We start from the raw sequence: 19,522 nt of genomic DNA on the forward strand, positions 1-19,522 counted from the left end.
ATCGAAAGGATGATCCGATGAAGCTTGGCTTCGCACTGCCCATCGTCGGGCCCGCTATCAGCAGCGCGGCCGGTCTGAGCGCGTTCTGCCGTGGCCTCGAGGACCTTGGCTACGACACCGTCTGGGTCGGCGATCGACTGGTCACGCCGGTCGATATGCGCAGCACCTATCCGGGCAAAGAGCAGCCCTACCCGCCGCAGATGACGCGCTACCTCGATCCGGTGCTGCTCTGGACGGTCGCCGCGACGGCGACCAGCCGGGTGCGGCTGAACGCCAGCACGCTCAGCACCTTCTACTACGAGCCGGTGCACCTGGCCCGCCTGCTGACCACCCTCGACGTGCTCAGCGACGGCCGCCTCGACGTCGGCGTGGGGATCGGGTGGATGAAGGACGAACACGACATCGCCCGCGGCGCGGACTGGCACCGGCGCGGCCGGATGCTCGACGACCTGCTGGCGTTCCTGCGCGAGTGGTGGACGACCACCACGGTGTCCTGGGACAGCGAGTTCTTCACGCTGCCGCCGGTCCACGCCGACCTGCGCCCGGTCCAGGCCGGCGGCCCGCCGATCTGGATCGGCGGTGCCAGCGAGGCCGCCATGCGCCGGGTCGGCCGCAGCGGCACGGGCTGGCTCGGGGTCGAGGGGCTGCAGGACGAGGTCACCGATCACCTGTGGTCGATCGCGCGCCGTGCGGCCCGGGACGCCGGCCGCGATCCGGACGCGCTGAAGACGGCCATGCGGATCAACCTCGAGCCGGGCACGTCCGTTGCCGCTGTGGTCGACGAGCTCGAGCGCCTCGCAGCCTCCGGAGCCGACGAGGCGATCGTGGATGCCTTCGCGATGTTCCCCAGCCTTGACCGGATGCTCGACTTCGCCGGTCAGGTGATCACCCGGTGGTCGGCCGGAGAGGGTGCCGGCGGGACAACTCCGGTCAGCGGGTCATCAACCGCTCAACGTATTTCGCGATGACGTCGACTTCCAGGTTCACCGGCGTCCCCACCGGCGCGCTGCCCAACGTGGTCAGTTCCCGGGTGGTGGGAATCAGCGAGACCTCAAACCAGTCCCCCGGCTCGCTGCCCAGCCCGGACACCGTCAGCGAAATCCCGTCGACCGTGATCGAGCCCTTCTCCACGACGTAGCGGGCCACCGCGGCGGGCATCTCGATGCGCACCACTTCCCAGTGCTCGGACGGGGTCCGCGCCACGATCCGGCCGGTCCCGTCGACGTGGCCCTGCACGATGTGCCCGCCCAGCCGGCTGTTGACGGCCGCGGCGCGCTCCAGGTTCACCCGGCTGCCGACCTGCAATTCGCCCAGGTTGGACCGGTTGAGCGATTCGGCCATCACGTCGGCGGTGAACTGACCGCCGGGCAACAGCTCGGCGACGGTCAGGCAGACGCCGTTGACGGCGATCGAGTCGCCGTGGCCCGCGTCGGCGGTCACGACCGCGCCGCGGATGGTCAGCCGCGCCGCGTCGGAAAGGACGTCGCGAGCCGTCACCTCGCCGAGTTCCTCGACAATCCCGGTAAACATCCCCCTAGGCTAATTGGCCCACTCCCAGGCGGATGAGCAGGGCAAACACCGGCGCCCGCGCGACACCGGGACCCCGCGTTCGTCAGGGCAGTCACCGGCACCCTCTACGATGCAGAGTATGCAGACCCGCCGCCGTCTATCGGCCGTCATCGCATCCCTGACCCTCGCCACCGCCTTGATCGCCGGCTGCTCGTCGGGCTCAAAGCAGAGCGGCGCACCGCTTCCCGACGCCACGACCCTGGTCAAGCAGTCGGCCGACGCCACCAAGAACGTGAAGAGCGCGCACATCGCGCTCAGCGTCCAGGGCAAGATCCAGGGGTTGCCCATCAAGACGCTGACCGGTGACCTCACCACGGCACCGGCCACCGCCGCACAGGGAAACGCCACCATCACCCTGGGTGGGTCCGACATCGACGCCAACTTCGTGGTGCTCGACGGGACCCTGTACGCCACCCTGACCCCGAACAAGTGGAGCGACTTCGGCAAGGCCGCCGACGTCTATGACGTCTCGGTGCTGCTCAACCCCGACAGTGGGCTGGGCAACGCGCTGGCCAACTTCACCAACGCCAAGGCCGAGGGCCGCGACAACATCAACGGGCAGAACACCATTCGCATCAGCGGAAACGTCTCGGCGGACGCGGTGAACAAGATCGTTCCGCAGTTCAACGCGACGCAACCGGTGCCGAGCACGGTCTGGATCCAGGAGTCCGGTGACCACCAGCTGGTCCAGGCCAACCTGCAGAAGAGCTCGGGCAACTCCGCCCAGATCACCCTGTCCAACTGGGGCGAGCAGGTTCAGGTCACCAAGCCCCCGGTGAGCTCGTGACCGCTGAGACCGAGGCCCCGGCCGGGCGCCACACCGGGCGCCGCGTAGCGATCAGCGCGGGCAGCCTGGCGGTCCTGCTGGGCGCCCTGGACGCCTACGTCGTCGTGACGATCATGCGCGACATCATGACCGACGTTCACATCCCGATTAACCAGCTGCAGCGCATCACCTGGATCATCACGATGTACCTGCTGGGCTACATCGCCGCCATGCCGCTGCTGGGCCGGGCCTCCGACCGGTTCGGGCGCAAGCTGGTGCTGCAGGTCAGCCTGGCGCTGTTCATCGTCGGCTCGGTGGTCACCGCGCTGGCCGGTCACTGGGGCGACTTCCACCTCCTGGTGGGCGGCCGCACCATCCAGGGCGTGGCCAGCGGCGCGCTGCTGCCGGTCACCCTCGCCCTGGGCGCCGACCTGTGGGCGCAGCGCAATCGCGCCGGCGTGCTGGGCGGCATCGGGGCCGCGCAGGAGCTCGGCAGCGTGCTGGGCCCGCTGTACGGGATCTTCATCGTCTTCCTGTTCCACGACTGGCGCTACGTGTTCTGGATCAACGTCCCGCTGACGCTGATCGCCATGGTGATGATCCAGTTCAGCCTCCCGTCGCACGAGCGGGTGGAGGAGCCCGAAAAGGTCGACCTGGTCGGCGGTGTGCTGCTGGCGGTCGCCCTGGGCCTCGCCGTGATCGGCCTCTACAACCCGCAACCCGACGGCAAGCAGATCCTGCCCAGCTACGGACTGCCGCTGGTCATCGGCGCGGTCGTGGTCGCCGCGCTGTTCCTGATCTGGGAGCGGTTCGCACGCACCCGGCTGATCGAGCCAGCGGGCGTGCACTTCCGCCCGTTCCTGGCCGCGCTGGGCGCCTCGCTGTTCGCCGGTGCCGCGCTGATGGTGACGCTGGTCGACGTCGAGCTGTTCGGCCAGGGCGTGCTGGGGCAATCCCAGACGCAGGCCGCCGGCTTGCTGCTGTGGTTCCTGATCGCGCTGCCGATCGGTGCGGTGCTGGGCGGGTGGATCGCCACCCGGGTCGGTGACCGGATCATGACCTTCGTCGGGCTGCTCATCGCGGCCTACGGCTACTGGCTGATCCACTTCTGGCGCCAGGACGTCATGAGCCAGAAGCACAACATCTTCGGGGTGTTCAGCGTGCCCGCGCTGCACGCCGACCTGCTGGTCGCCGGGGTGGGCCTCGGCCTGGTGATCGGGCCGCTGACCTCCGCCGCGCTCCGCGTGGTCCCGTCCGCCCAACACGGCATCGCCTCGGCGGCCGTGGTGGTGGCCCGGATGACCGGCATGCTGATCGGCGTAGCCGCGCTCAGCGCGTGGGGCCTGTACCGGTTCAACCAGATCGTGGCGGGCCTGACGGCCGCGATCCCGCCCAACGCCACGTTGCTGGAGCGCATCGCCGCCCAGGGCACCATGTACCTCAAGGCCTTCGCCCAGATGTACGGCGACATCTTCTCGGCCACCGTCGTGATCTGCATCGCCGGAGCGCTGCTGGGCCTGCTGATCGGCGGCCGCAAGGAGCACGCCGAGGAGCCGGAAATCGCTGAGCCGCAAGCCGTCTCGCTGGGAGAGCGCTAGCCCCTGCGCGGCACCAGGCTGAGCACCACGTCGGGCCCCACCCGGTCGATGCCGTCGAAATGCCAGCGCAGCGCCCGTGCGATCGTGGTCACCCCCACGTCGTCGACCGCGGTGACGGGACCACCCAGCAGGGTCGGCGCGACGTAGGCCAGGATCCGGTTCACCACCCCGGCCCGCAGGAAGGCGCCCGCGAGGGTCGGGCCGCCTTCCAGCAGGACGTCGGTGCGGTCCGCGACGGCCTTGAGCACCTCCATGGGGTCGTGCGTGCGGATCAGCATGGTTCGCGAATCGTCGTTGAGAACCTTTGCCTCCGAAGGTATTTCACGCATCCCGACGACCACCCGCAGCGGTTGCCGGCCGGCCAGTGAGCCGTCGGGCAGCCGGGCGGTCAACGCCGGGTCGTCGGCCAGCACGGTGCCGGTGCCCACCACGATCGCGTCGGCCGCCGCGCGGCGCCGATGCAGGTCCAGCCGCGAGGCCTCGCTGGAGATCCATTGGCTGGAGCCGTCCGCGGCCGCGCTGCGGCCGTCGACGCTGGCGGCGTATTTCCAGGTCAGGTGCGGCAGCCCGGTGCGTTGCTTGTGCAGCCACTCGCGCAGCGGGCCGCCGGTCACCTCGTCGGCCAGCACGCCGGAACGCACCGTCACGCCCGCCTGCTCGAGCCGCGCGGCCCCGCCGGCGGCCTCCGGGTTAGGGTCGGCGACGGCGTACACCACGGTGCCCACCTTCGCGTCCAGTAGGGCGTTCACGCACGGCGGGGTTTTGCCGTAGTGGTTGCACGGCTCGAGGGTGACGACGACGGTGCCGCCGGCGGCCAGTTCGCCGGCCCGGCGCAGCGCCAGGATCTCGGCGTGATCGCCGCCGGCGGGTTCGGTGGCCCCGACGCCGACGACCTCGCCGCCGGCGTCCAGGATGACCGCCCCCACGGGCGGGTTCGGATACGTGGTCCCCTTGACGTGGTTGGACTGGTCGATCGCCAAACGCATTGCGGCGTCAAGGCCCTCGCCCGCCGGCGCCGTCATCGACGCAGGTGCGGGGAGGCGCCGGCCGCCTGGCGCCGCAAGGCCGCTATCGCGGCCTCCGGATCCTCGGCGCCGTACACGGCAGACCCGGCGACGAAGCAATCGACGCCGGCTTCGGCGGCCTGCTCGATGGTGTCGGCGTTGATGCCGCCGTCGATCTCGACGAGGATCGTCAACTCCCCCGCCTCGATGAGCTTGCGCGCGGTGCGCACCTTGCTCAGCACCTCGGGGATGAAGCTCTGGCCGCCGAAACCGGGCTCCACCGACATGATGAGCAGGGTGTCGAACTGCGGCAGGATCTCCAGGTAGGGCTCCAGCGGGGTCCCCGGCTTCACGCTGATGCCCGCCTTGGCGCCGGCGGCGCGGATGTCGCGGGCCACGCCGACCGGATTCTGGGTGGCCTCGGCGTGGAAGGTGACGTTGTAGGCCCCCGCCTCGGCGTAGGGAGGCGCCCAGCGGTCCGGGTCCTCGATCATCAGATGGCAGTCCATCGGGATGGTGGTGGCGGCCAGCAGGCTCTCGACCACCGGCAGCCCGAGGGTCAGGTTCGGCACGAAGTGGTTGTCCATCACGTCGACGTGCAGCCAGTCGGCGCCGGTCACGGCGGCGGCTTCGTCGGCGAGCCGGGAGAAGTCAGCGGAAAGGATCGACGGCGCGATCAAAGGTCCCGCGATGTTGCGAGGCATGAGCGCCAGACTACTGAGCCGCGCGGCCCGCTTCACATCCGGCGCGTGCCGCTACCCCGCTTCGCGGCGCAACGCGGCCGCGAACATCGCATCCGTGCCGTGCCGGTGCGGCCAGAGCTGGACGTGCGGCCCGTCGCCCAGGTCGGCTCCCTTGTCCATGGGTTCGAACAACGGCCGGGTGTCCAGCGCGCTCACCGGGTGGCGGCGCAGCGCGTCGGCGACCACGCCGACGGTTTCGGCCAGATGTGGCGAGCAGGTGGCGTAGAGCACCACGCCGCCCGGGCGGGTCAGCGCGATCGCCGCCCCCAGCAGCTCGCGCTGCAGCTTGGTGAGCGTCGGCACGTCGGCGGGCTGACGCCGCCACCGGGCCTCCGGGCGGCGACGCAGCGCCCCCAGGCCGGTGCAGGGGGCGTCGACGAGCACGCGATCGAAGGTCGGCTCGAGATCGGTATGCCGACCGTCGACCCGTAGCACGTCGACCGGCAGTCCGCGGGTGTTCTCCACCACCAGATCGGCGCGCCGCGGCGCCGGCTCCACCGCGGTGACGCGGGCGCCCGAGGCCGCGCCGAGCCCGGCCAGCAGGGCCGTCTTGCCGCCCGGGCCGGCGCACAGGTCCAGCCACCGGCCGCCGTCCCCGTCGACCGAGGCCAGCGTCAGCGCCCGGGCCACCAGCTGGCTGCCCTCGTCCTGGACCAGCGCGGCGCCGTCGCGCACCGGCGTCAGCCGCCCGGGATCGCCACCCGCCAGGTACACCGCGTAGGGCGAATAGCGGCCCACCGTGCCGCCGACCGCCTCGGCCAGCTCGGTGGCGGTCAGCGCGCCGGGCCGGGCGGCCAGATGCACCTGGGGCCGTTCGTCGTCGCTGGCCAGCACCGCGTCGAGTTCGGTCGCGGCGGCGCCCAGCGCATCGGCGAACGCCTGGGCGATCCACCGGGGGTGCGCATGCACGAACGCGGCATGCCCGATCGGATCCTGCACCGGGTCGGGCGCCAGCTCCGCAACCCAGGACCGCTCGTCGCGCCCTGAGATGGTGCGCAGCACCCCGTTGACGAAACCCGCTCGCGCCGAATCGAATTCGATTCCCGCCTGCTCGACGGTGGTGGACACCGCGGCGTGCGCGTCCACCCGGGTGCGCAACAGCTGGTACGCGCCGAGGCGCAGCAGGTCGAGCAGCACCGGGTCGATGGCTTGCGGCGAGCGTCCCGCCGCCGCGCCGATGACGGCGTCGAGCAGGCCCCGGCTGCGGCAGGTGCCGTAGGTCAGTTCGGTGGCGAAAGCCGCGTCCCGGCCCGTGATTCCGCGTTCGCGCAGCAGCGCGGGCAGGGCCAGGTTGGCGTACGCGTCGCGCTCGCTGACCGCCCGGAGCACGTCGAACGCGGCGGCGCGGGCCGGGTCCAGCGGCCGGCGCGGCGGCCGGCGGTCGCGCTGCTGGGGCCGGCGGTCGCGCTGCTGCGGACGCGGCGGCTTGCGCTCCGGCCGCCCCCGCCCCGGCCTGTCGCGGCCGGTGGTCACGTCGCCCGCACCGCGGGGTCCAGCCGCGCACCGCGCGCCCAGTCGACCGCACTCATGAATTTCTTTCCGGGCGGCTGGATTTGGCCCAGCCGCACCGGATCCGAACCCGTGCCGACCCAGACGCTCTTGCGGTCCACGTGAATGGCACCGGGCGGCAACGGTTCTGGGGGGCCGGGGGTCACGGCGTCGGCAGTCTGCACCGGGCCAAGTTTGATGCGCAGGTCGCCGAGCAACGTCCACGCGCCGGGGTTGGGGGTGACGGCACGGATGCGGCGGTCGATGACCTGGGCCGGCAGGTCCCAGCGCACCCGGGCCTGCTCGACGGTGATCTTCGGCGCGATGCTGACCCCCTCGGAGGGTTGCGGCACCGGCGTCAGGGTCGCGTCGGCGATGCCGTCCAGCGTGGCCGACAACAGTTCGGCACCCGAAACAGCCAGTCGCCCAAGCAATTCCCCGGCGGTGTCGGTGGGCCGGATGGTCTCGGTCACCACGCCGTAGATCGGGCCCGAGTCCAGGCTGGGCTCGATCCGGAACGTCGAGGCCCCGGTGATGCTGTCCCCCGCGGCGATGGCCGCCTGCACCGGGGCGGCGCCGCGCCAGGCGGGCAGCAGCGAGAAGTGCAGGTTGATCCAGCCCTTCGGGGGCACCCCGAGCAGGCCGTCGCGCAGCAGCGCGCCATAGGCCACCACCGGGCAGCAGTCCGGGGCCAACCGCGTCAGCTCGCCGACGAATTCGTCGGAGTTCGGCCGCGACGGACGCAGCACCGGGATGCCGCGCTCGAGCGCCTCGCGGGCCACCGGGGACGGCTCCGGCTTGCCGCGCCGTCCCGCCGCGGCGTCGGGACGGGTCAGCACCGCGACCACCTCGTGACGCGGCGAGTCGATGAGGCGGCGCAATGCGGGAAGCGCGGGTTCGGGGGTTCCGGCGAAAACAAGGCGCACCGGGTCAGTCTAGAAAGCGGCTGACGCGGGCCGGACCCGCCGGCGGAATGTGCGTGCGTACACTATTGCTTATGGCTACTATTTCCAGGAGTCAGTGTCTTCCGGTGTGAACCGCTCAGCCGATCACGTCGACAACGAGGTCGAAAGACAACCCCTTCCCCTCTCAAGGAGGTCTAGATGACCCTCGACGCTTCCATCAGCGACGCCTCGGTGGCCGCAACGCATCGCACGGTATGGGCCCTGGGCGACTACGCGCTGATGGCCGAGGAAGTGATGGCCCCGCTCGGACCCGCCCTGGTCGAGGCCACCGGCATCGGGCCGGGCGTGCGGGTTCTCGACGTCGCCGCCGGCTCGGGCAACATCTCGCTGCCCGCGGCCGCAACCGGCGCCACCGTGGTGTCCACCGACCTCACCCCCGAGCTGCTGCACCGGTCGCAGGCCAGGGCCGCGGCGCGGGGCCTGACCCTCGACTACCGGGAAGCCAATGCGCAGGCGCTGCCGTTCGGCGACGGTGAATTCGATGTCGTCATGTCGGCGATCGGCGTGCAGTTCGCCCCCAACCAGCAGCGCGCCGCGACCGAACTGGTCCGGGTCTGCCGCCCGGGCGGCACCATCGGCGTGATCAGCTGGACCCCCGAGGGATTCTTCGGCCGGATGCTTGCCACCATTCGGCCCTACCGGCCGAGCCTGTCGCACCCCGCGCCGCCGGCGGCGCTCTGGGGGCGCCCCGGCTACGTCGCCGCGCTGCTCGGCGACCAGATCAGCGACCTCACCGCGACGCGAGGCATGTTGGCGGTCAACCGATTCGACAGCGCCGAGGCCGTGCACGCGTACTTCAAGCAGCACTACGGCCCGACGATCGAGGCCTACGCGAACATCGGCCACAACCGCGTGCTGGCCGCCGAGCTCGACGCCCAGCTCATCGAACTCGCGCAACAACACCTGACCGACGGCACGATGGGCTGGGAATACCTGCTGGTGACCGCCGAGAAGCGGGCCGGCTAGGGCGGCCTACAGGTCGACCTCAGCGTCCAGGTGGACGTCGGGTTCGCCGCCGGCCGCGGTGAAGGCCGTCAGCGCCCGCACCAGGCCGTGGCGCTCCGGCGGCGGCATCTTCGCCACGATGGCCGCGATCTCGGCGCGCCGGTGCGCGGTCACCTGGTGGACGACGTCGCGACCGCGCGTGGTGAGCGCGGCGAGCAGCTCGCGCCGCGAGGTCGGGTGGGGCAACCGGTCGATCAGGCCGGCGGCGACCAACCGGTCCACCATCCGGCCGGTGGCCGACGGTTGCACGCCCAGCAGGCCGGCGAGGGTGGCGAGGTTGACCGGGCCGCGATTCGACAGGATCACCAGCGTGCGGAACTGCGCGATGGTGATGGTCTCGTCGACCTGGCCCACCGAGCGCGCCGAGATCGCCATCAGCAAACGGGAGGCGGTCAGCAAAGCGTCGGTGATGACGTCCAATGACTCGTCAACCGCGGTGTTGTCCGCTGTCATATCGCCCCTCCCCGGATGGTTCCGGCCTGTCGGCGGCTAAGGATGAGAAAGTGTAGCAACCTTCTAATGTCGTAAAAAGGGATTATTGCACGCACATATTGTCGCCCAGGGTAACGGTTCATGAAGGTTACCCGATGTGCAGCGGGTCGATCTGCACCCGGGCCGGCTCATGGGTCTGCCGGGCGCTGAGCACACCGACGCCGCGCCGCAGCGCCGCGGCCAGCGCCAGCCCCTGCTGACGGGGCACGCGCACCAGCATCCTGGTCACCGGCGCGCCGGGCGGGGTTCCGGCCGGGCGGCGCACCCCGGGCGGAAGGTCCACGGGCCCAAGCACATCCGCGTGGAGGGACTCCTGGTCGGTCAGCCGGGCCTCGTCGAGCAGCGCGGTGACCGCGCCGGCCGTCCCGTCAATGGCCGCCATGTGCACGCTGGGCGGCAGACCCACCTCGGCCCGCGCGGTCACCTCGGCCTCCGCGTGACCCACGGGGTCCCAGCGGATCAGCGATTGCACTGTGGGCAGCGACGATTCGGCAACCACCATCACCACGCCGCCGTCGCCGCGGGCACGCACCAGCGCGGCGGCGCTCATCCAGCGCCACAGCGCATCCTCGGCGGCCCGCAGGTCTTGCCGGCCCAGCAGCGCCCAGGTGTCCAACAGCAGCGCCGCCCCGTAACCACCGGCCGCCCGCGGCTCGGCGCCGGGGGTGGCCACCACCAGCGCGGGACCGGCCGCGACCTCGGGCACCACACCGTCACCCGAGGACGTGATCACCGCCGTGCCCGGAAACGCGCGCCCGAGCTCTTCGGCCGTGCGCCGCGCCCCGACGACGACGGCGCGCACCGCGTCGGACCCGCAGCGCGCGCACCGTCGCGTCGGGTCGACGCGGCCGCACCAGCGGCACAGCAGAGCGGCGCCGCCCGCCGGTAGCGACTCGGTCAGTGAGAGGGGCCCCGTGCAGTGCCGGCAGCGGGCGATGGTGCGGCAGCGCGCGCAGGCCAGCGACGGGACGTAACCCCGGCGCGGCACCTGCACCAGCACCGGCGCCGCGGCCTGCAGCGCCGAGCGGGCGGCGCGCAGCGCGATGGACGGGACGCGCGCCGTGCGCGCCGCCGGGTCGCGCTCGTCGGCATAACCCGTGTCGTCCAGGGCGATCACCCGCGGCGTGCGGGCGCGCACCACCGGCCGCGCCGCGACGATGTCGTGCGCCCAGCCGCTGCGCACCAGCGCGTGCGCTTCGGCGGTGCGCGCGTGACCGCCGATCAGGGCCGCGCACCGGGCCTGATGCGCGCGCAGCATCGCCACCTCGCGGGCGTGCGGGTAGGGCGCCCGCGGCTCGGCCAGGCTGTCGTCGGCGTCGGCCCACACCATCACCAGCCCCAGGTCGCTCAGCGGCGCGAACACCGCGCTGCGGGTGCCGATCACCAACCGCGCGGTGCCCCGCAGCGCCGCCAGCCACCGCCGGTAACGGGCCGCCGGACCCAGGCCGGCCGACAGAGCCACCACGCTGCCCTCGTCGATCCGCGCCGTCGCGGCCTGCCACAGCGCGTCCAGGTCGCGCTGGTCGGGAACGATCGCCAGCACCGAACGGCCGGTCCGCACGGTTTGCGCGGCGGCCTCGGTGAAGCGGTCCGTCCACGACTCGCCGGGCAGCGCCTGCCAGACGGCCCGCGCGGCCCGCGATTCGGCCAGGGCCCCGAGGAACTGGGCTCCCCGGGCGTAACCGTCCCAGCCCGACGGGTCGACGGGCTCCGGGATCGCCGGATCCCGGCTGACCGGGGGCTCGCGCTCGACGCGGGCGTGCCGGGCCGGCACGGCCAGGCGCAGCACGTCGGGGCGGGTCCCGGCGTAATGGGCCGCGACCGCGTCGGCCAGCCGGCGGATTTCCGGTGTGAGCACCGGTTCGGCCGACACGACGCGATCCAGCCAGCCCAGCTTGCCGGTGTGGTCGGTGTCGGTGCGGCGCTCCAGCACGAACCCGTCGACCAGCCGGCCGTGGAAGCGCACCCGCACCCGCACCCCGGGCTGGGCGTCGTCGGACTGCTCGGCCGACACCAGGTAGTCGAACTCGCGATCCAGATGCGGCACCGACAGCATCGGCAGCACCCGGGCGATGGGCTCCACCTCGACGGGCGTGCGCGCGCAGGGGCTCACCGCGCCCCCGGGCCGCGAATCATGTTGTCATCCAATGACTTAGAAGTCGGGGTCCGCAGCGTACCGGGCACCGGCGACAATCAGCTCTCGGCGGGCGCCGTGGCGTCCCCGGCGGCGTCCGCTGGAAGCTCGCGGCCGAAGAAGAACCCGGCCGTGATCAGGATCTGGGCCGCCGCATAAGACCACCAGATCGGCACGGCCAGCGCCTCATTGCCCAGAATGAAGCGGCCGATGGCAATCATCGAATCCGAGGCCGCGAAACACACCGCGCCCACCGCCGTCCAGATCGTCGGCAGTTTCGCCAGCAGGGCCGTGCACACCATCGCGGTCAACACGACGAGGTAGAGCGTCACCGGAAGCGTCAGCTTCTCCGCGCCCAGGTGGGGCCAGAACCAGGCCAGCAGCCCGAGCGACGCCGCACCCATCAGGACCACCGCGACGAGGCGCACCGTCGACGGCCGCGCCTCCCTGGAAGCCCCCGAGAACGCCGGCACCAGCGGCAGCAGCGCGGCGACAAAACACAAGTGCGCCAACAGGAATGCGGCCAGGCCCACCACGAAGGACAGCGTCCACCACGGGATCGCCAGCACCCAGTCGCCGATGGCCGACAGCAGCAGCGCCGGCATCAGCCACCGCCGCTCGCGCACGACGGCGTGCCCCGCCGCGGCCAGCGTCAGCAGCAACGCCATCGAGGCCTTGAACGCCGGCTGCAGCACCCAGTGGCCGGTCAGCTCGATGCCCGGCGGCGAGCGCAGCGCCAGCACGGTCAGGTAGATGCCGTAGCCGAGGGCCACCCAGCCGGCCACCACCCAGGCGCCGGCCACCAGACGAGGTGCGTACGGTACGTCCATGCCCAGCTTGGATAACACAGCCGACGAGAAACCCGCTATCGACCCCATCCTGCAGAAGGTACTGGATGCGGTTCCCTTCCGGCTATCCACCGAGGACGGCATCGACGCGGCGCGCCAGCGGTTCCGCGACCTGCCGCGCCGGCCGCTGCATCCCGAGCTGCGCGTCGAGGACCGCACGATTCCCGGGCCTGCGGGCTCAATCGCTGTCCGGATCTATTGGCCGCCAAGCCATTCCAACGACCAGCCGGGCGGTGACGCAGCGCCCGTCGTGCTGTATTTCCACGGCGGCGGGTTCGTCATCGGCGACCTCGACACCCACGACGGCACGGCGCGTCAGCACGCGGTCGGCGCCGACGCGATCGTGGTGTCCGTCGACTACCGGCTGGCCCCCGAGCATCCCTACCCCGCCGCCGTCGAAGACGCTTGGGCCGCAACGCTTTGGGTCGCCGCGAACGCCGCCGAACTGCACGGCGACGCGACCCGGATCGCCGTCGCCGGGGATTCGGCCGGTGGCACCATCTCCGCCGCGGTGGCACAGCGGGCGCGCGACAACGGCGCCCCGCCGATCGTGTTCCAGCTGCTGTGGTACCCGTCGACCATGTGGGACGCGTCGCTGCCGTCGTTCGCCGAAAACGCGACCGCACCGATCCTGGACGTCAAGGCCGTCGCGGAGTTCTCCCGTTGGTACGCGGGCGAAGTCGACATGTCGAATCCGCCGTCGGACATGGCGCCGGGACGCGCGAAAGACCTGCGCAACCTGGCGCCCGCCTACATCGCCGTCGCCGGTTATGACCCGCTGCGTGACGACGGCATCCGGTACGGCGAGCTGCTGGCCGCCGCCGGTGTCGCCGCCGAGGTGCACAATGCCGAGACGCTGGTGCACGGCTACCTGGGGTACGCCGGCGTGGTGCCCGCGGCCACCGCGGCGCTCGAGGCCGGGCTGGCGGCGCTGCGAACCGCCCTGCACGGGTGAGCCCGCGGCGTACGGTGAACCCATGAGCGAGCCGACCATCGCCCGGCCCGGGATCGACCCGACGTTCAAGGCGTTGCTCGACGCCTATCCGATGACGTTTCGCGAGGCCGACGGCGTCGAGGTCGCCCGCAAGCGGCTCAAGCTGCTCAAGGTGCCGCCGTCGATGCTGCCGGACCTGCGAATCGAGGACCGCACCATCGCCCACGGCGGGCTCACCGACATCCCGGTGCGCATCTATCGGCCCGACAGCGAGCTGCGCCCGCTGCCGGTGGTCGTCTTCTACCACGGCGGCGGGTTCTGCCTGGGCGACCTGGACACCCACGACCCGGTGGCCCGCGCGCACGCCGTCGGCGCCGAGGCCATCGTGGTGTCCGTCGGCTACCGGCTGGCCCCCGAGCATCCGTTCCCGGCCGGCGTGGACGACTGCTGGGCGGCCCTGCGATGGGTCGGCGAGCACGCGGCCGAGCTCGGCGGCGACCCGAACGCCATCGCCGTGGCCGGTGACTCGGCGGGCGGCAACCTCGCCGCGGTGACCGCGCTGTTGGCCCGCGATAACGGCGGGCCGGCGCTGCGCTTCCAGTTGCTGTGGTACCCCACGGTCACCGCGGATCTGTCCCTGCCGTCGTTCACCGACAACGCCGAGGCGCCGATGCTGAACCGCGACGTCATCGACGCGTTCCTGTCCTGGTACGTGCCCGATCTCGATCTCACCGACCCGAAGGCGCTGCCCATCACCATGGCTCCGGCCAACGCCGCGGATCTGTCCGGGCTGGCGCCCGCCTACATCGCGACCGCCGAACACGATCCACTGCGCGATGACGGGGCCCGTTACGCCGAGCTGCTCAGCGCCGCGGGCGTGCCGGTCGAGCTGACCAACGAGCCCACCCTGGTACACGGATTCGTCAGTTTCGCGCTGGCGATACCCGCCGCCGCCGAGGCCACCGAGCGCGGCCTGGCGGCGCTCCGCAAGGCACTGCACCCCTAGGCAGGCAACGATGGTCCCGCACCAAGACGAAACCCCCGACTATCACACGCTGATCATCGGAGCCGGGTTCTCCGGCATCGGTGCGGCGATCAACCTGGACCGGGCCGGGCTGCCCGATTACCTGGTGATCGAGGCCGCTGACGGGGTCGGCGGCACCTGGCACTGGAACACCTATCCCGGTATCGCCGTGGACATTCCGTCGTTCTCCTACCAGTTCTCGTTCGAGCAGAGCCGGCACTGGTCGCGGACCTACGCGCCGGGCCGAGAGCTCAAGGCCTACGCCGAACACTGCGCCGACAAGTACGGCATCCGCTCGCGGATCCGGTTCAACACCAAGGTGCAAACCGCCGAGTATGACGACGAGCGCGGCCTGTGGCGGGTGCAGACCGACCCGGCCGGCGCGGGGGCACCTCCCGCTTGCGGGGGAATCACCGCCCGGTTTTTGATCAGCGCCTGCGGCGTGCTGACGGTGCCGAACCTGCCCGACATCGACGGCGTGGACTCGTTCGGCGGCATCACCATGCACACCGCGCGGTGGGATCACGGCCAGGATCTGCGCGGTAAGCGCGTCGCGGTGATCGGCACCGGCGCCTCGGCCGTGCAGGTGATTCCCGAGATCGCGCCGATCGTGTCGTCGCTCACGGTATTTCAGCGCACCCCGATCTGGTGTTTCCCGAAGTTCGACGTCCCGCTGCCGGCGCCGGCGCGCTGGGCGATGCGCATTCCCGGTGGCAAGTTCCTGCAGCGCCTGCTCAGCCAGGCCTACGTGGAGCTCACCTTCCCCATCTCGGCGCACTACTTCACGGTGCTGCCGCTGGCCAAGCGGATGGCCTCGCTGGGGAAATCGTATCTGCGGCAACAGGTTCGGGATCCGGCCGTGCGCGAACAGCTCACCCCGCGCTACGCGGTGGGCTGCAAACGCCCCGGCTTCCACAACGGCTACCTGGCCACGTTCAACCGCGACAACGTGCGGCTGGTCACTGAACCGATCGACAAGGTCACCCCCGACGCGGTGGCCACCACCGATGGCGAGAACCACGAGATCGACGTGCTGATCCTGGCGACCGGTTTCAAGGTGATGGACCCCGACAACGTGCCCACCTTCGCGGTGACCGGGAGCGGCGGAAAGTCGTTGAGCCGCTTCTGGGATGAGCATCGGCTGCAGGCCTACGAGGGCGTCACGGTGCCGGGATTTCCCAACCTGTTCACCGTGTTCGGCCCGTACGGTTACGTCGGCTCTTCGTATTTCGCGCTGATCGAGGCGCAGACGCATCACATCGTGCGCTGCCTCAAGCGGGCCAAGCGCGTCGGCGCGACCCGGGTCGAGGTGACCCAGGAGGCCAACGACCGCTACTTCGCCGAGATGATGCGCCGGCGGCCCCGCCAGATCTTCTGGCAGGACAGCTGCCGGCTGGCCAACAGCTACTACTTCGACAAGAACGGTGACGTGCCGCTGCGTCCGGGCACCACCCCGGAGGTGTACTGGCGCAGCCGGCGATTCGATCTGGACGACTACCGGTTCACCCGGTAGCGGCTACGCTGCACCCGTGGCGAAGGAATTCGAAAGCATCGACGGGTCGCTTCACGACTTCATCCGGGAGCAGGCCGTATTCTTCGTCGCCACCGCGCCGTCCGAGGGTGGGCGAATCAACCTGTCCCCCAAGGGGTATCGCGACACCTTCGCGGTGCTCGACGAGCACACCGTGGCCTACCTGGATCTGTTCGGCAGCGGCGTGGAGACCGTGGCCCATCTGCGCGACAACGGCCGCATCACCGTCATGTTCTGCTCGTTCACCCGCAACTCGCGGATCCTGCGGCTGTTCGGCACCGGACGGGTGGTCCGCCCCGACGACGCCGAATTCGCCGGGCTGATGCGGCATTTCGGCGAGCAACACGCCGGGGTCCGCACGATCATCGTGGTCGATGTGGAGCGGATCGCCGACGCGTGCGGGTTCGCGGTGCCCTACTACGAGCTCGTCGACGAGCGGCCGGTGCTCGACGCGGCGCACCGCAAGGCGACCGATGACCAGTACGGCCGGCTGGTCAAGCGCAACCGGCGCAGTATCGACGGGCTGCCGGCGCTAGACGCCGACCACCCGGCGCCTAGATCGCGCGCTTGAGGTCGTCGACCTTGTTCAGCTGCTCCCACGGCAGTTCGATGTCGGTGCGGCCGAAGTGCCCGTAGGCGGCGGTCTGCGCGTAGATCGGACGTAGCAGGTCCAGGTCGCGGATGATCGCGCCGGGCCGCAGGTCGAACACCTCGGGCACGATCTTCTCGATCTTGACCGGGTCGACCGTCGCGGTGCCGAACGTCTCGATGAACAGCCCGACCGGGGCGGCCTTGCCGATGGCGTAGGCCACCTGCACCTCGACCCGCTCCGCCAGTCCGGCGGCGACGATGTTCTTGGCCACCCAGCGCATCGCGTAGGCCGCCGACCGGTCCACCTTGGACGGGTCCTTGCCGGAGAAGGCGCCGCCGCCGTGGCGGGCCCACCCGCCATAGGTGTCGACGATGATCTTGCGGCCGGTCAGGCCAGCGTCGCCCATCGGGCCGCCGAGCACGAACTTGCCGGTCGGGTTGACCAGCACCCGCGTCGCCGAGGAGTCGAGCGTGTCGTGGGCCAGCTCGTCCAGCACGGTCTTGAGCACGTGCTGGCGGATGTCGGGGTCCAGCGTCTTCTCCAGGTCGATGCCGTCGGCGTGCTGGGTGGAGACGACGACGGTGTCCAGCCGCACCGGAACGTCGTCCTCGTACTCGATGGTGACCTGGGTCTTGCCGTCCGGGCGCAGGTAGGGCAGCGTGCCGTTCTTGCGGACCTCGGTCAGCTTGCGTGACAGCCGGTGGGCCAGCGCGATCGGCAGCGGCATCCGCTCGGGGGTGTCGTTGATCGCGTAGCCGAACATCAGGCCTTGGTCGCCGGCGCCCTGGGCGTCCAGCGGGTCCGCGGCGCCCTCCACGCGCGCCTCATGGGCGGTGTCGACGCCCTGGGCGATGTCGGGCGACTGCGCGCCGATGCCGATGTTGACGCCGCAGGACGCGCCGTCGAAGCCCTTGTCCGACGAGTCATAGCCGATCTCGAGGATGCGCTCGCGAACCGTGTTGGTGATGTCTGCGAACGCCTCCTTGGCGGTCGTCGTCACCTCGCCCACCACGTGCACCTGTCCGGTGGTGACCAGCGTCTCGACCGCGACGCGTGAGCGGGGGTCCTGCGCCAGCAGGGCGTCGAGCACGGAGTCGCTGATCGCGTCACAGATCTTGTCGGGATGTCCCTCAGTCACCGACTCACTGGTAAACAGGCGACCCTTTTCGCTCACAATCTCAACCCTTCCAATTAGTTAGTTAGCCGAATTATATCGGTTGGTATCGGGCCGGCCAGCACCTGGCCTGGCGCCACAGGAAAACCGAACCGTATTACCCGCCGCCGTGCAGGAACGCGGCGATCGCATCCACGATACGACTGGCCATCAATGTCTTGGAGCCGTGCTGCAGCGCCGACTCGGTACCGTCGGCCGCCAGCAGCCAGCCGTCGTTGTTGTCCACCTCGAAGGCCCGGCCGTCACCGACCGCGTTGACGACCAACAGGTCACAACCCTTGTTGCGCAGTTTGGCCCGGGCGTGAAACAGCACGTCGCCGTTGGCGTCACCGGTCTCCGCGGCGAACCCCACGATGGCCCGCATGTTGGGCAGCTCGCCGTTGGCGCGCGCCCGCACCGCACCGGCCAGCACGTCGTCGTTGCGGATCAACTCGATGGTCGGCGGCCCCTCGACACCTTTTTTGATCTTGGCGGCCGCAACCCGGGCCGGCCGGAAGTCGGCGACCGCGGCGGCCATCACCAGCACGTCCGCCTCGGCCGCGTGCTTGGCCACGGCGTCGCCCAGTTGCTCGGCCGAGCTGACGTGGACCACCTCCACCCCGGCGGGGTCGATCAGCCCGGCGGTGTGCCCGGCGATCAGCGTGACCTCGGCGCCGCGCTGGGCGGCCACCCGCGCGACCGCATAGCCCTGCTTGCCGGAGCTGCGGTTGCCGATGAAGCGCACCGGGTCGACGGCTTCCCGGGTGCCGCCGGCGGTGACCAGCATCTTGCAGCCGGCCAGGTCGTAGGGCAGCGCGTCGTGACGGTCGAGCAGCAGGTGCGCCAGGGTGGTGATCTCCTCGGCTTCGGGCAGCCGGCCGGACCCGCTGTCCGTCCCGGTGAGCCGCCCGGCGGCCGGTTCGAGCACGACCGCTCCCCGGCGGCGCAGCGTGGCGACGTTGTCGACGGTGGCCGGGTGCAACCACATCTCGGTGTGCATCGCCGGGGCGAACAGCACCGGACATCGCGCGGTCAAGAGCGTGGCGGTCAGCAGGTCGTCGGCGCGGCCGTGGACGGCCCTGGCCAGCAGGTCCGCCGTGGCGGGTGCCACCACGACCAGGTCGGCCTGCTTACCGAGCTGGACATGCGGAACCTCCGGCACGTCGGTGAAGACGCCGGTGTGCACCGGCTGGCCGGAGAGCGCCTCGAATGTGGCGGCGCCGACGAAACGCAACGCGGACTCGGTCGGGATGACGCGGACCGAGTGACCGGCCTCGGCGAGCTGCCGAACGACGGTGCACGCCTTGTAGGCGGCGATACCGCCGGAGACCCCGACGATCACTCTTTTCGCGACCCGATCGCGGTTGTCCACAGCGCGCGCCCGGCCCGGCCCTGTTACTCGCCCTCGGTGTGCTCGAGCAGGTCGCCGTGGATCTCGCGCATCGCGATCGACAGCGGCTTTTCCTGCAGCCCCGGCTCGACCAGCGGGCCCACGTATTCGAGGATGCCCTCGCCGAGCTGGTTGTAGTAGTCGTTGATCTGACGGGCCCGCTTGGCGGCGTAGATCACCAGCGCGTACTTGCTCGAGACGCGGTCCAGCAGCTCGTCGATGGGCGGGTTGGTGATGCCCAGCGGGGTGTCGTAGGCGCCCTGTCCCCCGGCGGACGGATCGAACC

General features: G+C 71.0%; 19 protein-coding genes. 8 read left to right on the forward strand and 11 right to left on the reverse strand.

Features of this window, described 5'->3' with window-relative positions; genetic code table 11:
* Positions 1-17: 17 nt before the first annotated feature.
* Positions 18-968 carry a TIGR03619 family F420-dependent LLM class oxidoreductase gene (locus A5646_RS15990; RefSeq protein ID WP_231998345.1) on the forward strand — a complete coding sequence of 317 codons (951 nt, stop codon included), beginning with the start codon at positions 18-20 and terminating at the stop codon, positions 966-968.
* On the opposite strand, the gene A5646_RS15995 is transcribed toward A5646_RS15990, so the two are convergent.
* Complete coding sequence (locus tag A5646_RS15995; protein WP_067022587.1) at positions 931-1,530, reverse strand: riboflavin synthase; 600 nt, start codon at positions 1,528-1,530, stop codon at positions 931-933. The genes A5646_RS15990 and A5646_RS15995 overlap by 38 nt on opposite strands.
* 118 nt (positions 1,531-1,648) lie before the next feature.
* Here A5646_RS15995 and A5646_RS16000 point away from each other — a divergent pair, with 118 nt between their 5' ends.
* Positions 1,649-2,356 (forward strand): LppX_LprAFG lipoprotein, encoded by a 708-nt coding sequence (locus tag A5646_RS16000; RefSeq protein ID WP_066860162.1) that lies wholly within the window; start codon positions 1,649-1,651, stop codon positions 2,354-2,356.
* Positions 2,353-3,933, forward strand: a complete 1,581-nt coding sequence (locus A5646_RS16005; RefSeq protein WP_066879877.1) for an MFS transporter — start codon at positions 2,353-2,355, stop codon at positions 3,931-3,933. Before A5646_RS16000 ends, A5646_RS16005 begins: the two co-directional genes overlap by 4 nt.
* Here A5646_RS16005 and ribD read toward each other — a convergent pair.
* The 4 genes from ribD to fmt all read right to left on the reverse strand — a co-directional run bounded on the left by ribD (position 3,930) and on the right by fmt (position 8,094).
* Positions 3,930-4,955: a bifunctional diaminohydroxyphosphoribosylaminopyrimidine deaminase/5-amino-6-(5-phosphoribosylamino)uracil reductase RibD gene (gene ribD, locus A5646_RS16010; RefSeq protein ID WP_067022590.1), complete on the reverse strand. Its 1,026-nt coding sequence runs from the start codon at positions 4,953-4,955 to the stop codon at positions 3,930-3,932. The two genes, A5646_RS16005 and ribD, sit on opposite strands and share 4 nt — an antisense overlap.
* A complete protein-coding gene (gene rpe, locus A5646_RS16015) occupies positions 4,952-5,641 on the reverse strand; it encodes a ribulose-phosphate 3-epimerase (RefSeq protein WP_066860151.1) in 690 nt (229 codons plus the stop codon). The genes ribD and rpe overlap by 4 nt, the downstream gene beginning before the upstream one ends.
* A gap of 51 nt (positions 5,642-5,692) precedes the next feature.
* The gene (locus tag A5646_RS16020; RefSeq protein ID WP_156765618.1) at positions 5,693-7,039 is read right to left on the reverse strand and encodes an RsmB/NOP family class I SAM-dependent RNA methyltransferase; all 1,347 of its coding nucleotides are present in this window, start codon (positions 7,037-7,039) and stop codon (positions 5,693-5,695) included.
* A 110-nt stretch (positions 7,040-7,149) separates the two neighbouring features.
* Positions 7,150-8,094, reverse strand: a complete 945-nt coding sequence (fmt, locus tag A5646_RS16025) for a methionyl-tRNA formyltransferase (RefSeq protein ID WP_067022595.1) — start codon at positions 8,092-8,094, stop codon at positions 7,150-7,152.
* A 177-nt stretch (positions 8,095-8,271) separates the two neighbouring features.
* On the opposite strand from fmt, the gene A5646_RS16030 reads away from it, so the two are divergent.
* The gene (locus A5646_RS16030) at positions 8,272-9,099 is read left to right on the forward strand and encodes a class I SAM-dependent methyltransferase (RefSeq protein WP_067022597.1); all 828 of its coding nucleotides are present in this window, start codon (positions 8,272-8,274) and stop codon (positions 9,097-9,099) included.
* A gap of 6 nt (positions 9,100-9,105) precedes the next feature.
* Here A5646_RS16030 and A5646_RS16035 read toward each other — a convergent pair whose 3' ends face one another.
* From A5646_RS16035 to A5646_RS16045, 3 genes are all read right to left on the reverse strand, one after another.
* Positions 9,106-9,591 carry a MarR family winged helix-turn-helix transcriptional regulator gene (locus A5646_RS16035; RefSeq protein WP_066873446.1) on the reverse strand — a complete coding sequence of 162 codons (486 nt, stop codon included), beginning with the start codon at positions 9,589-9,591 and terminating at the stop codon, positions 9,106-9,108.
* Positions 9,592-9,718: 127 nt separating this feature from the next.
* Positions 9,719-11,743, reverse strand: coding sequence for a primosomal protein N' (locus A5646_RS16040; RefSeq protein ID WP_197505213.1), 2,025 nt, complete (start codon positions 11,741-11,743; stop codon positions 9,719-9,721).
* An 80-nt stretch (positions 11,744-11,823) separates the two neighbouring features.
* Positions 11,824-12,594, reverse strand: a complete 771-nt coding sequence (locus A5646_RS16045; RefSeq protein ID WP_066880182.1) for a lysoplasmalogenase — start codon at positions 12,592-12,594, stop codon at positions 11,824-11,826.
* Here A5646_RS16045 and A5646_RS16050 point away from each other — a divergent pair.
* From A5646_RS16050 to A5646_RS16065, 4 genes are read left to right on the forward strand one after another with little or no spacing between them, the layout of a single operon-like run.
* Positions 12,593-13,567 (forward strand): alpha/beta hydrolase, encoded by a 975-nt coding sequence (locus A5646_RS16050; protein WP_066880180.1) that lies wholly within the window; start codon positions 12,593-12,595, stop codon positions 13,565-13,567. The genes A5646_RS16045 and A5646_RS16050 overlap by 2 nt on opposite strands.
* Before the next feature lie 22 nt (positions 13,568-13,589).
* Positions 13,590-14,552, forward strand: a complete 963-nt coding sequence (locus tag A5646_RS16055; RefSeq protein ID WP_066880178.1) for an alpha/beta hydrolase — start codon at positions 13,590-13,592, stop codon at positions 14,550-14,552.
* Between the two features lie 10 nt (positions 14,553-14,562).
* Positions 14,563-16,083 carry an NAD(P)/FAD-dependent oxidoreductase gene (locus tag A5646_RS16060; RefSeq protein ID WP_067022600.1) on the forward strand — a complete coding sequence of 507 codons (1,521 nt, stop codon included), beginning with the start codon at positions 14,563-14,565 and terminating at the stop codon, positions 16,081-16,083.
* A 16-nt stretch (positions 16,084-16,099) separates the two neighbouring features.
* Entirely contained in the window at positions 16,100-16,672 is a 573-nt protein-coding gene (locus A5646_RS16065) for a pyridoxamine 5'-phosphate oxidase family protein (protein WP_066880174.1), read from the forward strand.
* Here A5646_RS16065 and metK read toward each other — a convergent pair.
* The 3 genes from metK to rpoZ form a co-directional block, all read right to left on the reverse strand.
* Entirely contained in the window at positions 16,656-17,867 is a 1,212-nt protein-coding gene (gene metK / locus A5646_RS16070) for a methionine adenosyltransferase (RefSeq protein WP_066873426.1), read from the reverse strand. The two genes, A5646_RS16065 and metK, sit on opposite strands and share 17 nt — an antisense overlap.
* A 97-nt stretch (positions 17,868-17,964) precedes the next feature.
* A complete protein-coding gene (coaBC, locus tag A5646_RS16075; protein WP_066880172.1) occupies positions 17,965-19,218 on the reverse strand; it encodes a bifunctional phosphopantothenoylcysteine decarboxylase/phosphopantothenate--cysteine ligase CoaBC in 1,254 nt (417 codons plus the stop codon).
* Positions 19,219-19,241: 23 nt separating this feature from the next.
* Positions 19,242-19,522, reverse strand: a 281-nt coding sequence (gene rpoZ, locus A5646_RS16080; RefSeq protein WP_066873420.1) for a DNA-directed RNA polymerase subunit omega, incomplete at its 5' end; no start/stop codon positions are given.

This window comes from Mycobacterium sp. 1245499.0, assembly GCF_001673615.1.
Classification (GTDB): Bacteria; Actinomycetota; Actinomycetes; order Mycobacteriales; family Mycobacteriaceae; genus Mycobacterium; species Mycobacterium europaeum_A.

Excerpts from the sequence above, each read along its gene's own strand:
- A5646_RS16060 (WP_067022600.1), top strand. The coding sequence starts at position 14,563 with ATGGTCCCGCACCAAGACGAAACCCCCGACTATCACACGCTGATCATC.
- A5646_RS16045 (WP_066880182.1), bottom strand. The coding sequence starts at position 12,594 with ATGGACGTACCGTACGCACCTCGTCTGGTGGCCGGCGCCTGGGTGGTG.
- ribD (WP_067022590.1), bottom strand. The coding sequence starts at position 4,955 with ATGACGGCGCCGGCGGGCGAGGGCCTTGACGCCGCAATGCGTTTGGCG.
- A5646_RS16000 (WP_066860162.1), top strand. The coding sequence starts at position 1,649 with ATGCAGACCCGCCGCCGTCTATCGGCCGTCATCGCATCCCTGACCCTC.
- A5646_RS16035 (WP_066873446.1), bottom strand. The coding sequence starts at position 9,591 with ATGACAGCGGACAACACCGCGGTTGACGAGTCATTGGACGTCATCACC.
- rpe (WP_066860151.1), bottom strand. The coding sequence starts at position 5,641 with ATGCCTCGCAACATCGCGGGACCTTTGATCGCGCCGTCGATCCTTTCC.
- A5646_RS16030 (WP_067022597.1), top strand. The coding sequence starts at position 8,272 with ATGACCCTCGACGCTTCCATCAGCGACGCCTCGGTGGCCGCAACGCAT.
- A5646_RS15995 (WP_067022587.1), bottom strand. The coding sequence starts at position 1,530 with ATGTTTACCGGGATTGTCGAGGAACTCGGCGAGGTGACGGCTCGCGAC.
- A5646_RS15990 (WP_231998345.1), top strand. The coding sequence starts at position 18 with ATGAAGCTTGGCTTCGCACTGCCCATCGTCGGGCCCGCTATCAGCAGC.
- A5646_RS16055 (WP_066880178.1), top strand. The coding sequence starts at position 13,590 with ATGAGCGAGCCGACCATCGCCCGGCCCGGGATCGACCCGACGTTCAAG.
- A5646_RS16050 (WP_066880180.1), top strand. The coding sequence starts at position 12,593 with ATGCCCAGCTTGGATAACACAGCCGACGAGAAACCCGCTATCGACCCC.